The sequence below is a fragment of the Lysinibacillus sp. GW823-FHT06C08 genome (genome assembly GCF_058795135.1).
Map to the genome: position 1 here is coordinate 89374 of NZ_JBXAHN010000009.1, position 16150 is coordinate 105523.

At 37.2% G+C, this 16150-nt stretch carries 15 protein-coding genes; 9 read left to right on the forward strand and 6 right to left on the reverse strand.

What is annotated here, in order from left to right:
• Positions 1-16 precede the first annotated feature (16 nt).
• Positions 17-1312 carry a GNAT family N-acetyltransferase gene (locus AC1Q6O_RS18735; protein ID WP_237068903.1) on the forward strand — a complete coding sequence of 432 codons (1296 nt, stop codon included), beginning with the start codon at positions 17-19 and terminating at the stop codon, positions 1310-1312.
• Positions 1313-1327: 15 nt separating this feature from the next.
• Here the strand turns inward: AC1Q6O_RS18735 and psiE are convergent, their stop codons facing one another.
• Entirely contained in the window at positions 1328-1783 is a 456-nt protein-coding gene (psiE, locus tag AC1Q6O_RS18740; protein WP_492401957.1) for a phosphate-starvation-inducible protein PsiE, read from the reverse strand.
• A 217-nt stretch (positions 1784-2000) separates the two neighbouring features.
• On the opposite strand from psiE, the gene AC1Q6O_RS18745 reads away from it, so the two are divergent.
• The gene (locus tag AC1Q6O_RS18745; RefSeq protein ID WP_008177853.1) at positions 2001-2225 is read left to right on the forward strand and encodes a hypothetical protein; all 225 of its coding nucleotides are present in this window, start codon (positions 2001-2003) and stop codon (positions 2223-2225) included.
• Between the two features lie 57 nt (positions 2226-2282).
• Here the strand turns inward: AC1Q6O_RS18745 and AC1Q6O_RS18750 are convergent, their stop codons facing one another.
• Positions 2283-4016, reverse strand: a complete 1734-nt coding sequence (locus tag AC1Q6O_RS18750; RefSeq protein ID WP_492401958.1) for a methyl-accepting chemotaxis protein — start codon at positions 4014-4016, stop codon at positions 2283-2285.
• A gap of 203 nt (positions 4017-4219) precedes the next feature.
• Positions 4220-5203 (reverse strand): GMP reductase, encoded by a 984-nt coding sequence (gene guaC / locus AC1Q6O_RS18755; protein ID WP_008177848.1) that lies wholly within the window; start codon positions 5201-5203, stop codon positions 4220-4222.
• A gap of 236 nt (positions 5204-5439) precedes the next feature.
• Here guaC and AC1Q6O_RS18760 point away from each other — a divergent pair, with 236 nt between their 5' ends.
• A complete protein-coding gene (locus tag AC1Q6O_RS18760) occupies positions 5440-5859 on the forward strand; it encodes a VOC family protein (protein WP_025116510.1) in 420 nt (139 codons plus the stop codon).
• 44 nt (positions 5860-5903) lie between these two features.
• Here AC1Q6O_RS18760 and AC1Q6O_RS18765 read toward each other — a convergent pair whose 3' ends face one another.
• Entirely contained in the window at positions 5904-7853 is a 1950-nt protein-coding gene (locus AC1Q6O_RS18765; protein ID WP_089986425.1) for a methyl-accepting chemotaxis protein, read from the reverse strand.
• A 267-nt stretch (positions 7854-8120) separates the two neighbouring features.
• Positions 8121-10070 (reverse strand): HAMP domain-containing methyl-accepting chemotaxis protein, encoded by a 1950-nt coding sequence (locus tag AC1Q6O_RS18770; protein ID WP_089986424.1) that lies wholly within the window; start codon positions 10068-10070, stop codon positions 8121-8123.
• A 206-nt stretch (positions 10071-10276) separates the two neighbouring features.
• Between AC1Q6O_RS18770 and AC1Q6O_RS18775 the strand changes: the two genes are divergently transcribed.
• Positions 10277-10651, forward strand: coding sequence for a VOC family protein (locus tag AC1Q6O_RS18775; protein ID WP_008180639.1), 375 nt, complete (start codon positions 10277-10279; stop codon positions 10649-10651).
• 96 nt (positions 10652-10747) lie between these two features.
• Here the strand turns inward: AC1Q6O_RS18775 and AC1Q6O_RS18780 are convergent, their stop codons facing one another.
• Complete coding sequence (locus AC1Q6O_RS18780) at positions 10748-11494, reverse strand: YybI family spore inner coat protein (protein ID WP_008180638.1); 747 nt, start codon at positions 11492-11494, stop codon at positions 10748-10750.
• A 269-nt stretch (positions 11495-11763) separates the two neighbouring features.
• Here AC1Q6O_RS18780 and AC1Q6O_RS18785 point away from each other — a divergent pair, with 269 nt between their 5' ends.
• From AC1Q6O_RS18785 to AC1Q6O_RS18805, 5 genes are all read left to right on the forward strand, one after another.
• On the forward strand, positions 11764-12933 hold the full coding sequence (locus AC1Q6O_RS18785; protein WP_008180637.1) for an acyl-CoA dehydrogenase family protein: 1170 nt from the start codon (positions 11764-11766) through the stop codon (positions 12931-12933).
• Between the two features lie 28 nt (positions 12934-12961).
• The gene (locus AC1Q6O_RS18790; RefSeq protein WP_171365840.1) at positions 12962-13825 is read left to right on the forward strand and encodes a transporter substrate-binding domain-containing protein; all 864 of its coding nucleotides are present in this window, start codon (positions 12962-12964) and stop codon (positions 13823-13825) included.
• Between the two features lie 84 nt (positions 13826-13909).
• Positions 13910-14617: an amino acid ABC transporter permease gene (locus tag AC1Q6O_RS18795; RefSeq protein ID WP_025116503.1), complete on the forward strand. Its 708-nt coding sequence runs from the start codon at positions 13910-13912 to the stop codon at positions 14615-14617.
• 12 nt (positions 14618-14629) lie between these two features.
• Positions 14630-15331, forward strand: a complete 702-nt coding sequence (locus AC1Q6O_RS18800; RefSeq protein ID WP_492401960.1) for an amino acid ABC transporter permease — start codon at positions 14630-14632, stop codon at positions 15329-15331.
• 13 nt (positions 15332-15344) lie between these two features.
• Complete coding sequence (locus AC1Q6O_RS18805; protein ID WP_008180632.1) at positions 15345-16100, forward strand: amino acid ABC transporter ATP-binding protein; 756 nt, start codon at positions 15345-15347, stop codon at positions 16098-16100.
• Positions 16101-16150 lie beyond the last annotated feature (50 nt).

Sequence of the window (16150 nt, forward strand, 5' to 3'; positions counted from 1 at the left end):
TGGGTGGAAAATGAATATGAACGTCATATCATACTTTGAAAATGGAGGGGAAACAATGAGAGTGGTAGAGAGATTAGTAAAAGAGCAAGATTTTTTAACTTTTGCGAGTATCGTTGTAGGAGCCTACCCTGGAAGAATGAACGGAGCTCAGACAACAAAAGAGCAGTTAAAAAATCTTTTTATGGATAATCAGAATCATGATGAATCCCTAAATTATTTTGGACTTTGGGATGATGACAAACTAATTGGCGGCATGCGATTACATGATTTTCAAATGAACCTTTTCTCTAAAATGATACCGATTGGCGGAGTAGGGCTTGTTGCAGTTGATTTACTACATAAAAAGGAAAAAGTTGCGAAGGAGTTAATCCATCAATTCTTTCACTTTTTTTTAGCAAAGGATATTCACTTTGTCGCTTTGTATCCGTTTAGGCCAGATTTTTATAAAAAAATGGGGTTTGGATATGGACCGAGAATGTATCAATATTTAGTAGAGCCCTTAAGCTTTCCTAAAGGCCCAACGAAGAAGCACCTTTCATATTTAACAGTGCAAGATCAACAGCAGCTAACAGATTGTTATAACAGGGTAGCGTCTCAAAAGCATGGAATGTTTCTCAAAACAAAATCAGAGCTTTCCTTTATTTTTAAAAACGACGAAAACTATGTGATTGCGATGAAAGAGGATGATACCGTACAAGGCTATATCGTTTTTTCATTTGAAAAGCAAGGTGAGAGTAATTTTATGTTGAATAATTTAGTCATTAAAGAATGGATATATGAGACACCGCAGGCATTGTTAGAGCTGAGTACATTTTTAAACAGTCAGGCAGATCAAGTAAACCGCATTGAGTGGAATACACAAGAAGACAATGTTCATTTCTTTTTAGGCGATGTCAGAAATGGTACAAATCATTTAATTCCTAGTGTTTACCATGAAAATGCCGTGTCAGGGGTTGGACTGATGTACCGCATTATTAATGTAAAAGGTTTTTTTGAAGAGTTAACGGCACACCATTTTAATGGTGTAACACTGACATTTAAATTAACAGTTTCGGACTCATTACTTGCTGAAAATAATCAGCAACTCATTATCGAGGTGGTTGAAGGCACAATGAACATTATTGAAAGTGGTCACTATGATGTGGAAGTAGTTGTAGATGTGGCTGAGCTTTCCTCACTGGTAATGGGAGTCATAACGGTCCAAGAACTGTATATGCTGCAGCAAATAAAAATCAGTCAGGAGCAATATCTACAGGCTTTACAGCAATTTTTCTTTGTATTTGAAAAACCAAAATGTACGACGGCGTTTTAGAATAGTTGTGCTGGGCTAATGTTCCTTTTTCATAAATAGAGATGATCGTGTCGGTCTTTCAAGTGGTGTAATATTAATAATAAAGTAACTAATGATGAGTATGAGAATAATAACTGAATAAATTAACGTATTAAGAGGATGATCGTGCTCAACGATAATTAATCGAATCATAGCTGTGATACCTATATATATAAAGTATCGAAGCGGAAAATGATAATCCTCTTTAAAATATTTAATAATCATCGTAATGAACTCAAAGTACAAGAAAAATATAAGGATGTTGGCAAGGAATAGCTTGTAATCGCCACCTTCCTTAGAGAAGAGCAATATTTTAAGAAATTCTATTAGCTCCTTAAAGAGTAAAAACGCTAGTATGAGTGCTAAGAGGACTAGGCAAACATTCAGAAAAAGTTGCAAAGACTTTGGTACAGCTTTAATGAGCTGTATATAGGTTGGATTTTTTTGATTCATATAACTCCTCCAATCGTATTTGTATAGTGAGCCTAAACATATTTATCATATGGCAAAATACGAGTGTATTATGATATGAATATAACAAATTGTCGTAAATCTTTCTTTTAGTAATTGTAAAGTTTTGGTATTTTTTGCGAAAGAAAGTTTTTAAAATAATTTAGTGGTATGCTAAAATAGATGTGCATGAATATAAAATTTAAAAGGGGTTTTTGAAATGGCAAAATCAGCAAAAACAGATGCGAAAATTACACCAGAGCGTTTAGAAGAAGCGTTAGTTGTTCGTGATCGTCTTATTATCGAACTACTTGTTCAAGTACTTGATGAGAAGCTAGTAATTGAACGCCCAGTATTACGTGAGCGTGTAGGAAACCTTGTTGATCTTTCTAGCTATGATGCAGAACTAAAGGAAACAATCCACGCAGTTATTAACAAACTATAATGAAAAGAAGAATGCTACGACCAATTCGTAGCATTCTTTTTTATAGGATGTCACATGTCATGTAAAGCGTTCTACTAATTCATACATGCGCTCGGCCTCTGTATGGAGCTCCTGTGAGGAGTGCATGATAGACGTAACGGCTGACTTTTGTTCATCAATGGATGCATTAATTTGTTCTGTTGCAGCAGCAGATTCTGTGGCCACGCTTGCTATTTCATTAATAGCATGAATGACCACTACACGGTTTTCTGCCATTTCACTCATACCCTCATTAAGAGAAACAAGGTGCTCGGTTATGTCCTGAATAGAATCGGCTAGGAAAGTAAAAGCTCCTTTTACTTCTGTAATCGACATTGCCTGACTTTGTGAAAGCTGAAGAGTGTGTATCATTTTTGTATCTGAATTGACCGTATCAATCTCAATGCGCTGTAATAGATTTTTGACACGATTAGTAGCTTCATTTGTATCCTCTGATAAATTTCGTACTTCTTCTGCTACTACAGCAAATCCTTTACCGTGTTCACCTGCACGAGCTGCTTCGATACTTGCATTTAGCGCTAATAAATTTGTTTGCTCTGAAATGGAAGTTATTGTTTGTACTACTTGATGAATTTCTTTCATCTGGCTTGTTAAACTTGAAAAATTAGTTCTTAACTCTTCGATTACTTGCGTGAATTCATGAGAATTTTGCAGTAATAGATCTACTTTTTGTCTACCATTTTCTTGTGATTGATTAATAGTATTCATATTTTCGGTAATGTCATTATATTTACTTGTAGCATTGGAAATCAGAGATGATAGTGTTTCCACTTTACTACTAGCCATTTCTGCCTCCTCTGCTTGCACAACAGCCCCTTTAGAAATGTCGTTGATAGCTTGATGGATTTCATCAGCTGAGGCGGTCGTTTCCTCTGTAATCGCACTAAGCGTTTCTGAAGAAACTCTCATTTGGGAGGCACTGTCCTTTGTATTGTTGACCATCTCATGCAAGCTTTGCTTCATATTATTGACATTCTTCGCTAGTGTGCCAAGTTCATCCTTTGTCGTAACGGGAATGTCCTCTCCTGTGAGCTTACCTTGCGCAATATCCGATGTGATCACCATAATTTTTCGTATGTAGGCGGTCATCTGTCCAGAGAAGAACCAAAAAAGCATGACACCAATTATAGTAGCTAGGATGGTTGTACCAAATGTGTAATATAAAACATTTTTAGTGCCTGCATTAAAATCCATTTCATATGTACCAGCCGCGATGATCCATCCCCAATGCTTGTCCATTTCAACATAAGTAATTTTTGGAGCAATAATATCTGGATTGGAGGGTAGTGCCCAGTCATACCGCACATATCCGCCACCTGCTTGTGCCGTTTCAATCATTTCCTTTACAAAATAGCGTCCATCACTCGTTTGTAAGTCGGATATATTTTGACCTTCAAGAGAGGGGTGTGTTTCAACCATACCATTATCCTTAAAGGCATAGAAATAAAAATTATCACCGTATTTTACAGGGTTATCGATAGATCGCTTTTGATCTTCAATTTTATTACCAACAATCTGTGTTCTGGCACTTTCCTGTGCTTCTTCTAATGTTAATTTTCCATTTTGAACCTGTCCATCTAATTGTGCAATTAATTCAAGTATGCCTAGTGTGCCATTCTTAAGACTTTGTCTACCTACCTGATCCATCTCGCCTTTTGCTACAAAATAATTCACTGTTCCAACCAGCACTGTAGATATGAGAATAACAATAATGGCTAAAGCGACCAACTTATTACGCACTGATTTAATCATAGAAAAGACCTCCGTTCCTCTAAAGTAATACAGTATAGTTATAGTATAATATAAAATTATCTAATAAAATAGAAAATTCTGATAATAAATAGAGTATTTTGTTTTGTATTGTAGGCACGGTGTTTATAAAGAAATGGGGATAATGAAATGATCTAAAAAAACCCACTTCAGATTGTTCTGTCCTGAAGTGGGGTTGTAACGTATTAGTACACTTTATCGCCATTGAAGATAGAGTTTTTCACGATTACATAATCAACATTTCGAATAGCTTCTAACTTTGTGCCACCTGCATAAGAAATAGAAGATTGTAAGTCTTGCTGCATTTCAATTAATGTATCTTTAATGCTTCCTTTATGCTCAACATACATTTTCTTTCCTTCGACGTTTTTACGTTCGCCTTTTTGGAATTCTGAAGCAGAGCCGAAGTATTCTTTTACCTTTTTACCCTCGACTTCGATTGTTTGACCAGGTGACTCTTCGTGACCCGCGAATAAAGAACCGATCATCACCATTGAAGCGCCAAAACGTACAGACTTAGCAATATCACCGTGTGTACGAATACCACCATCAGCAATAATTGGCTTTGTAGCAGCTTTTGCACACCAGCGAAGTGCAGCTAACTGCCAGCCACCTGTACCAAAGCCTGTTTTAATTTTAGTAATACAAACTTTACCTGGTCCAATTCCAACTTTTGTCGCATCTGCCCCAGCGTTTTCAAGCTCACGTACAGCTTCTGGTGTTCCCACGTTACCAGCAATAACAAAGCTATTTGGTAAGTGTTTTTTAATATGCTGAATCATACGAATAACAGCATTAGAATGGCCATGTGCAATATCAATTGTAATGAAATCAGGTACTACATTTGTAGCTGCTAATTCTTCAATAAACGCATATTCTTCTTCTTTTACACCAACGCTAATAGAAGCAATTAGACCACTGCCATGCATATCTTGAATAAAGTTGATACGTGCTTCTGGTTGGAAGCGGTGCATGATATAAAAGTAACCGTTTTCAGCCAGCTTCTTAGCAAGAGTTTCATCAATAATTGTTTGCATATTAGCAGGTACTACAGGAAGTTTAAAAGTATGCCCTCCTAAAGTAACGGAAGTATCACATTCTGAACGGCTTTCTACGATGCATTTTGCGGGAATTAGTTGAATATCTTCATAGTCAAATACGTTATCCATTATATACACTCCTAAAATACGAATATTTTTAAAGATTTATTTTAAATTGTTCGCCATTTGGTAATTTACATGATTTTTGAGGAAATGTCAAAGCTTTTGCTAAAATAAATAAAAAATTTGAAGATAAGGCTATATTTCTTATGATATAGATGAATTATTTATCTTTTAGTTTGTGTTATGATTTATAATCCATGTACAATATAATTGTTTCAAAAAATGTCAAGGGAGTGTTGGAAATGGCGGTAGAGGTATATTTAATTTTTAACGGGAATTGTCGAGAAGCTGTAGCGTTTTACGAAGATGCTTTTAGTACGGACAAGGCTGAAATTATGACGTTTGGGGATTCACCACAAAACCCTGATTATCCATTACCAGAGGAAGCAAAAGATCTTGTAATGCATACACGACTTTCCGTATTCGGTAGTAGAATTATGTTCTCAGATACATTTCCAGGCTCACCATATGCGGTTGGAAACAATGTTACATTAGCAGTTGTTTCTGATGATGAAGAGCAGATGCGAAAAGCATTTGATAAGCTTAAAGATGGTGGGAAAGTTGTTATGGAGCTTCAAGAAACTTTTTGGAGCAAATGTTACGGCTCCCTTACAGATAAATTTGGTGTAGAGTGGCAGTTTAGCCATGAGGTAAATGAATAATTAATACAATTCAAAGCACGGTGATCATTCACCGTGCTTTATTTTTAGTAATGAAAACGATTGACATAGCCCTGTAATTCATCCGCCATATCGAGTAATGCTTTAGAAGATGATGCGATTTCCTGCATCGAGGACAATGTTTGTTCAGTTGAAGCGGCTACTTCTTCAGATGCTGCTGCATTGAGTTTAGCATGATCCGACAGTTCAATGGCCGTTGCCGAAACCTCTTCCACTACAGCAGACATTTCCTGAGCAGAAGCAGATATATCCTCCATTTTAGGAGCAATGTTTCGTAAGCTCTCAATAATACTTATAAATTTCTTCTTTGTGTCCTCAGACAGCTGTAAGCCCTCTTGGACATCTGCAGAAGCCTTCATCATGGTTTGAACAGATTTAGCCGTATCTTGTTGAATGCCTGTAATTAGCAAGGCAATTTGCTCTGCTGACTGATGAGATTGTTCTGCCAATTTACGTACTTCATCTGCCACAACTGCAAAGCCTTTGCCATTTTCGCCAGCTCGTGCTGCTTCAATCGCTGCATTCAAAGCAAGAAGATTTGTTTGGTCTGAAATGTTACTAATAATTTCGATGATGGAGCCTATTTCTTTTGTACGATCGAATAGTGATTTAATCATGCTATCAGACTGTGCTACAGATTCATGGATGGATACCATTTGATTCACCGATTGTTCGACAGATTGTCCACCCTCCACTGCTAAATGGATAGCCTGACTGGATAAATCAGAGACTTGTAGTGCACTATCTGCTACCTCTACAACTCCTTTTGCAATTTCCTCTATGGAAATAGCATTTTGATCGATTCCTGTTGTTTGTTTTTCTGTACTAATAGCTACTTGCTGCATTGCCTCTGTCACTTGTTCAGAAGCAGCGATATTCTGCTCAGCATTTGCTGAAAGACCTTGTGCAGCAGTTTGAACATGCTGAGAGCTTTGATCAACATTGCGAATGAGCTTTTTTAAGTTTACTTTCATGGAGACAAATGCCTCACCAAGCTGTCCAATTTCATCCTTCGTATGAATATCAATATATTCCGTTAAATCCCCATCACTTATTTTAAGTGCGCTCTGCTGTAATCGCTTAATAGGGCTAACAATGGATTTAATCATAGCAAGCATAAAAATAATGCCAACAATGATGGAAACTGCAATGATTAGTAAGGTGATATTAAAGGTTGCGGAGGCAGCATCTGTAGCCTCTACGGTAAACATTGTTCCGATAACCTTCCATCCTGTCAGTTCGTTTGTCTCAAAGCGTAAATGACGGCTTTTTTCAATAATGATGCCTTCCTGTTGTTCATAAACCTTGGATATATATTTTTCTGTAGCTTCGGTTCCGCTTTCTTTATCCCTTTGTGCTACATATAGCTGATTACTGTCCAGTATGGCCGCAAAGCCAGTTTTCCCAATACGTGTATCATCTGTTAGTGCACTTAGAACAGAGATATTTAAATCTAAGGCAATAACACCTGAATCATCAGGGAGAGCTTGCATAACGGTCACTACGATATTATTTGTAGATTTTGATAGATAAGGAGAAGTAATCGATGCATGTCCCTTGTTTTCAATCGCTTCCGTATACCAAGGTCGAACACGCGGATCATAATCACTAGCATACTCATGGACAGGTGCATCAATCATGCCACCATCTGCAGTACCTATATATAGCAATTCTACCTCCGGATGTGTATGAACATATTCTTGGAAAAGATTATTCAATTCCTGACGATTCTCTGGCTGTAAATGAGATAGATTTAACTTTTTTGCAAAATATTCAATATCATGTACTTTAGGCGCAATCATATTTGTAATATTGGTATTAAGCATTCTGACACTTTCCATAGCACTTGCTTGTTGCTCATTTAAAATTTGACTTTTAGTACTTTTAAAGGAGGTATAGCCGATCATAAGTGCAGGAACGAGAAGGATGACTAAAAATGCAAAGATGAGTTTCTTTCTTAAGCTAAGTTGTTTCATAGGGTATTCCTCCTTAATAAGTCATGATTAGTTTGTAGATCATGGGACAACGAAGGCTAATGATGGTTGTACATGGAATTAGTCTTTCATGTTGTAATCTGATTCTAAGAGGAAAATGGAGAATAATCAACATAATTTTCTGAAAAATCTGGAAAATAAAGTTATGTTTTGGGGATATTTAAAGAAAAATGTCCTATTTTGTAGTATTAGACAAAAGAAAAATCTGGGCTCACGAAGTGCTGAACCCAGATTTTTAAATGAGGTACCTTAATAGTGAAAACGATTTACATGACCCTGTAATTCATCAGCCATATCAAGTAACGTTTTAGCAGCAGAAGCTATGTCCTGCATCGAGGATAAAGTTTGTTCAGTTGAAGCTGCAACTTCCTCTGTAGCTGCTGCATTTAATTTAGCATGGTCTGATAGTTCAATGGCTGTAGCAGAGACTTCCTCCACAACTGCTGACATTTCTTGAGCGGAAGCCGAAATATCCTCCATTTTTGGTGCGATGTTTCGAAGGCTTGCAATAATATTCGCAAATTTTTTATTCGTTTCCTCCGTTAGTTGTAAGCCTTCTTGGACATCTGAAGATGCTTTTACCATTGTTTGTACAGATTTAGCGGTATCTTGTTGAATAGTTGTAATGAGTGCAGAAATTTGTTCTGCTGAGTGATGTGATTGCTCTGCTAACTTTCGAACTTCGTCAGCCACTACGGCAAAGCCTTTTCCATGCTCTCCTGCTCTTGCTGCCTCTATAGCAGCATTCAGGGCAAGTAAATTTGTTTGGTCTGAAATCGCACTAATCAATTCCAAAATGGAGCCAATTTCTTTTGTGCGATCATAAAGTGTCTTAATCATTGTATCTGATTGTGTAACAGACTCATGAATCGAATTCATCTGCCTAACGGTTTGTTCGACAGCTTGACCGCCTTCCTCTGCCAATTGGATAGCGTGGCTAGAAAGATCAGATACCTGCATAGAACTATCTGCAACTTCCACAACCCCTTTAGCAATTTCCTCCACGGAAATCGCATTTTGGTCAATAGCAGTAGTTTGTTTCTCTGTACTGATAGCCATCTGTTGTACGGCGTCAGCAACCTGCTCAGAGGCAGCAATATTTTGCTCAGCATTTGCAGATAAATCTTGAGCAGATGTTTGTACATGCTGCGAGCTTTGGTCCACGTTGCGAATCAGTTTTTTTAAGCTCACCTTCATAGAGATAAAGGCTTCACCAAGTTGTCCAATTTCATCCTTAGAATGAATATCTATAAACTCAGTTAAATCGCCTTCACTAATTTTTAAGGCGCTATGTTTCAGCTTATTGATTGGATTAACAACAGATTTAATCATAAAGAGCATGAAAATCACACCAACTACAATTGAGACAACAATGATTATTAAGTTGATATTTAATGTGGAGGCAGCTGCTTTTGCTGCTTCTGCGGTAAACATTGTACCAATAACCTTCCAACCTGTAAGCTCATTAGTAACAAACTGTAAATGACGATCTCTTTCAATAATCGTCCCGCTTTCTTGTTCATAAACTTTCGCGATATAGTTTTCTGTTGCCTCAGTACCACTTTCCGTATCAGGCTGAGCAATATAGATTTTATTGTTATCTAAAAGAGAGGCATAGCCTGTTTCGCCGATGCGTATTTCATTCGTAATGTCGCTTAATGTAGAGATATTTAAATCTATTCCTATTACACCTGAACCATCTGGTAGAGCTTGAGTGATGGTAATGACAATATCGTCTGTAGATTTTGAAACATAAGGTGCGGTAATTGAGACTTGGCCATTATTTTCTAAAGCCTGCTTATACCAAGGTCTTGTACGAGGGTCAAAGTCATCCGCATACACTTGAACAGGTTCATCCAGTAGTTTCCCGTCAGCAGTACCAATATAAATAAGGTCAACTTCAGGGTGCATATTCACATATTCCTGTAGAAGGGATTTAAGCTCAGGAATTTTATTTTCCTGCAAATAAGATTGATTAAACTTTTTTGAGAAATATTCCACATCTTTCAATTTTGGTTCAATCGTGTTCGTAATATTTGTATTGAGTATGCGCACGCTTTCAGTTGCACTAGCTTGCTGTTCTTCTGAAATTTGCTTTTCAGCGCTTTGGTACGACACTATTCCAATTAACAGTGTTGGAATGAGAAGCATTGCTAAAAACGAAAAAATAAGCTTTTTTCTGACACTTAGTTGTTTCACTTGTATTATCCTCACATAACATTTTTTATTCTATACTTTTCCCTATAAGGTAAATAATTCTCATTCTAACAGAAATAAAGTAAAAGGTAAGCCCTAATAGATATTATTATCAATTTTTAGAAATTTCGCTAAACAGATTTGTTAGAAGCTATATAATGCTTTGATTTGTTGTATACTAAATTCATAAAAGAGGAGGGGATAGAGTCATGATTCATCAAATTGGACAAGTCATGTTATATGTTAACGACCAAGATGCTGCAGTGAAATTTTGGACAGAAAAAGTAGGGTTTATTATTAAAAACGAGCAGGAAGAGGCGGGAATGCGTTGGATTGAAATTGCACCGTCGAAGGAAGCTCAAACATCCTTTGTGCTACACAATAAAGAAATCATTGCTAAAATGCAGCCAGAATTAAATTTAGGAACACCCTCTATTATGTTTTACGCTGACCAAATTGAAGAAATGTATCAGGATTTTCAGGCAAAGGGCATTAAAGTGGGCGATTTAGTCATGATGCCAATGGGTAGAGTTTTTAATTTTGCTGATCCAGAAAGCAACTACTTTGCATTAGTTGAAAAATAATAATAAATGAATGAATCTGCTTATTTTTGTCGTGAATTAGGCAAAAATAAGCAGATTCCTGTTTAATATCTTCTTATATAAATATGAGTTAGTTCTCTATGATAAATCTTCTCCGAAAATACTAACCGTTTGTCGATCTACTACAAATTCGTGGCCATTCCATTTTAATATATTTTCCACATATCCTAAGCCATCAGCATGGTACCTACCTGCAATCTCTTGATACGCTAAAATTTCATAGGTCCCATCCCGATCATAATCAACAGGATATAATCCGCTAATTGGGTCAACCCAGCCTTCAATCGGTTGCTTTAATGTCCCATCTGGATGATAGATTTCTGCTAAATATTCCGGGCCTTTATATTGTAAATCAAGTATATATTTTTTTGCAGGAGCCTTACTTTGAACAACTGCCTTATAGTTGTTGGCATAATTGACAGTATATTGGAGCTTAGTATTAAATGATTCTGTGTCAAAAATGGAATGCACCTGATTATTCGTAGAGGAGAATATTTCCCCGTTAATAATTCCTCCGCTACCTCCTGTATCAGAAATAACCATGATATCCTCAATATGATTACCAGTAAAATCTCCTAGAAAAATGGTTGGGTGATAGCCCACATTTTCTTTTAGTGGGATTTGTTCGATTCGCCCTGTTTGCCCATAAAAAATGGTTAAGGTTATGTTTTCCCATAAAGGGCTACCAGGCTTTTGAGTCCCCATTAAAAAAATAGTTTCAAAGAAGCCATCCCCATTAATATCTCCAAATTTAGTTTGAATAACCTGTGGTGCTAAATGGGATGCGATGCCCGCACCTTGCGGAGAATTTATGTTATTAGTCATATATACACCTCTCTCATAGTCTTAGCATATGTTGTAAACAAAGCTTGGTGCATAAAAATTCGAATAGATCTAAACCATATTAAACAGACAAAAAAACTTGAATTTCACCCATTGACATTTTTAAAGGTGATAAGTAATATAAATGTCAACGAATCAGAAAATTCAGTACCACATGTTATCTCACTACAAATTTGTAGCGCGGGATTTTTTTTATCATTAATCCTTAGTAAATATATAAGATTTATATATATTGGGAAGAAGGAGATTTTTTGAAGAATTTATTTGTTAAAACGGAGCAACAGCGATTTTGGTTAGATAAGTTAGAAGCCATCTCAAATCCTATAAAGGCCGAGGCAGCTGAGGTAGATGAACAATCTCGTTTCCCGTTTGAAGCACATCGACTACTCCAGCAAATTGGTTATCCGCAACTTACTTTACCGAAACAATATGGAGGAGAGGGTCTATCAGTCTATGACATGGTGCTTATACAAGAAACATTAGCAAGCTATGACGAGAATGCCTCGCTCTCCCTCGGATGGACATTAGGCGTTGTGGGCGAAATATATGCCACAAAATTATGGACGGAGGATTTATTAACGGCATTTGCAGAGGAAATAAAGAAAGGTGCCATGATTAATAGGGCTGTAAGTGAAGCAGCAACTGGGAGCCCAACACGTGGGGGGAGACCAGGAACAAATGCTGTTTCTATAAAAGACGGATGGCGCATAAATGGACGCAAAATCTTTACTACAGCTTCCCCAGTATTAGATTATTTCCTCACTTCGGCTTGGATTGAAGAGAAGCAACAAATTGGGTTCTTCCTCATCCATAAAGATTCAATAGGATTATCCATTGAGGAAAACTGGGAAATGTCTGCCATGCGAGGTACTAGCAGCCATGATCTCGTATTAAATGATGTCGTTGTGGCTAAAGATCACTTAGTCGAATTACCAAACCATCCTAGTGGCGGTAAAATAAATGGCTGGATTCTCCATATCCCGGCCACATACCTAGGAATTGCACAAGCTGCCCGTGACTATGCGGTACATTTCGCTAATCATCATCAACCTAATAGCTTGAATGCCCCGATCAGTACATTACCAAATGTTCAACAGCTTTTAGGAGACATCGAGTTAAAGCTTCATCAAGCACGCTTTGTCTTATATGGGGTAGCTGAGGCATACGATAATCCAGCAAGACGCGCCATTTTAACAAATGAGATGGCTGTTGCTAAACATACCGTAACGAATATCGCAATTGACATTGTTGATAAGGCGATGCGTGTAGTCGGGGCGAAAAGCTTACAATTGTCAAATCCGCTACAGCGCTATTATCGAAACGTACGTGCGGGGCTTCATAACCCACCAATGGATGATATGACCATAATTAAATTAGCTACGGCTGCTATCGAACAGCAGAAATTAAATGACCATCAATAATAATGTGGATAATAAGGAGAAATGTTACATGAAGAAGAATAAGATATTTCAATTAGCTGCGATTGGATTGGCTTCTGTCGCACTTTTAGCGGGCTGTAATTCTGGAAAGTCAGCTGATAAGAATTCAGATGATGGTGGCGAAGTTCGTACAATCAAAGTTGCCTATGATCAGGCCTCAAAGCCTATTAGTTATATAGATGATAATGGAAATCCAACAGGTTATGACGTAGAGGTAATGAAATTAGTAGATGAATTATTACCAGACTATCAATTTGAATATGTAGGAACGACAAGTGATGATTTATTAATTGGTGTAGAGCAAGGGAAATATCAGGTTGGGGTGAAAAACGCATTCTTTACACAGGAACGGACAGAGAAATTTATTTTCCCAAAGGAATTTTTAGGATTAAGTAGTGCAGGCCTAGTATTACGTAAAGAAGATGAAGGGATAAAGACATTAGCTGATTTTGCGAAAAAGGGCTATTCGTTGGCACCTATTGCAGCTAATAATGCGCAATACACAATTATTGATGAATATAATACGGCCAACCCTGACAATAAAGTAAAGCTTCAAGCGGGTGACGCATTTACAGTTGACGTTGTGCAGTGGGTAAATGAAGGGCGCGTCGATGGTGGCGTTATGATTGAAGGACCATTTAAACAGCAAGTACTTGCAGAAGATGGACCCTATAATAACTTAAAAGATGAAGTAGTCTATAATGAATTTTCTGTGATTAAAACATGGCCTCTTTTCAATAAAAAAGAACAAGAATTTGCGGATGCTTACGATAAAGCCATCGCTAAAATTAAAGAACAGAAGAAAACAAACGAATTGAGCACGAAATTCTATGGCCGTGATTTATTTGAAGTGTTAGAAACTGTTAATCGTTAATTTAAAGCATATTGACCATTATTAGGACTGTTGAGGCTGGCACGCTCAGCAGTCTTTATTCATAAAACAAAAGTTGGTGAGGAAATGGATAAATATTTTGACGCGACCTATATTTGGAGCGCGATCCCCGTCTTATTACCGTTTTTAAAAATCACGTTTTTAGTTGCAGGGTCCTCTATCGTCTTAGGCACAATATTTGGCTTATTACTAGCGGCAGCTAAGCTCTCTTCTGTCAAGCTATTACGAAAATTAGCGAACCTGTATACGACGATTATGCGATGTACACCATCTATTGTTTTATTATTTCTTGTCTATTATGGTGTACCCGCATTAGCTGAAAACTTTGGTCTCAATCTCCATTCCATTGAAACGGCTATTTTCGTGGTAGTAACATTCACATTACAATTTGCAGCAATTATGTCAGAGGTGATGCGATCGGCTTATTTAGCCATTCCGAAAGGGCAGTTTGAAGCGGCTGTTAGTGTAGGGTTAACGCCCATACAAGCCTACCGAAGAATTATTTTCCCCCAGGCACTTGTCGTTGCATTACCCAACTTTGGAAATGGCATGATTGCTTTATTACAGGAAGGTGCCTTGGCCTATACGATCGGATTAATTGATATTGTAGGGAAGGCCAATTTAATTATAGCTAGTAATATTAATGCTCATGCCTTAGAGATTTATATCGCCTTGGCTATTATTTATTGGGTATTATCTATTATTATTGAAAAGATATTTACTATATTAGAAAAGATATTTGGTAGGGGTAAAAAGACCTTAGAAACAACGTAAGGAGGCGTAACCATGAATTATCAATTTTTACTTGAAACATTTTTCGTTGCACTATCAGGTGTTCCCATCGCACTCCTTGTCACAGTTGTTGCTCTGTTCATTGCGCTGCCACTAGGATTTTTACTGGCGTTAACGAGGATTAACAAAATTCCAGTTGTACATCATTTAGCAAAGTTCTACGTATCCTTTGTGCGAGGAACACCAATTATTATACAAATTTTCATTATTTATAGTAGTATTCCGCTTATGTTAAAAATTATTTTTGAAAAATATCAAATTCCATATGATATATATAAAATCAATCCAATATGGTATGCATTTATTGTGTTTGCATTCAGTTCAACAGCTATATTAATAGAGGTATTTCGTTCGGCGTTAAGTACCATTGAAAAGGGACAATTGGAGGCAGCATACTCAGTAGGTTTGACAACATTCCAAGCGTATACCCGAATCATTATTCCACAAGCATTAGTTGTTGCGCTACCGAATATTTGTACAGCGACAGTCAATTTGATTAAAGCAACTTCCTTAGGGTACGCAATGTCTCTACCTGAAATTACATTGAAGGCAAAGGTAGCTGCAAATGTCGGCTACAATTATGTGGAAGCCTATCTTGATATCTTTATTGTGTATTTAATTTTATGTAGCACAGTCGAATACTTGTTCAAGCGTTATGAAAAATATTTAAGCAAATACAAAGCGGCCAATGCCTAAGGGGTGAATGAGCATGTTAGAAATTAAAAATATTCATAAATCATTTGGTGAAAATGAAATTTTAAAGGGTGTAGATTTAGCTATCGATCAAGGTGATGTAGTCGTTATTCTAGGTCCTAGTGGCTCAGGAAAAACAACATTATTACGCTGTATCAATTTTTTAGAAAAAGCGGATCAAGGACATGCGACATTTGGAGATATTGAAGTGGATTTTCAACATGTAAAGAAAAAAGACGTACATGCAATTCGCCAGCGTGTGGCATTTGTCTTCCAAAACTATAATCTTTTCACGAATAAAACGGCATTAGAAAATGTCACAGAAGGGCTAATTATTGGACGAAAAGTTCCTAAGACAGAGGCAGTAGAAATTGGCAAAAGGGCTCTTGATAAAGTAGGCTTATCTGAAAAATATGACGCATATCCAAGTCAGTTATCGGGAGGTCAGCAACAACGGGTAGGGATTGCAAGGGCGGTAGCGTTGAATCCAGATATTATTTTATTCGATGAGCCAACGTCTGCACTTGACCCCGAACTAGTAGGCGAGGTACTACAGGTCATGAAAAATATTGCTGCTGAGGGGACAACAATGCTTGTGGTGACGCATGAAATGGGTTTTGCAAAAGACGTAGCAAACCGTGTTATCTTCATGGATGGAGGAGTTGTCGTAGAGGAAGGTAGCCCTCATGATATTTTTGTTAGCCCGAAAGAGGAACGGACGAAGAAATTTTTAAAACGTGTCATTCCAGAAGACTATACGTTCTATATTTAACGAGGATCATTTCCATTCGGACTAAGCTCCAATGTATACAGGGGTGTCGT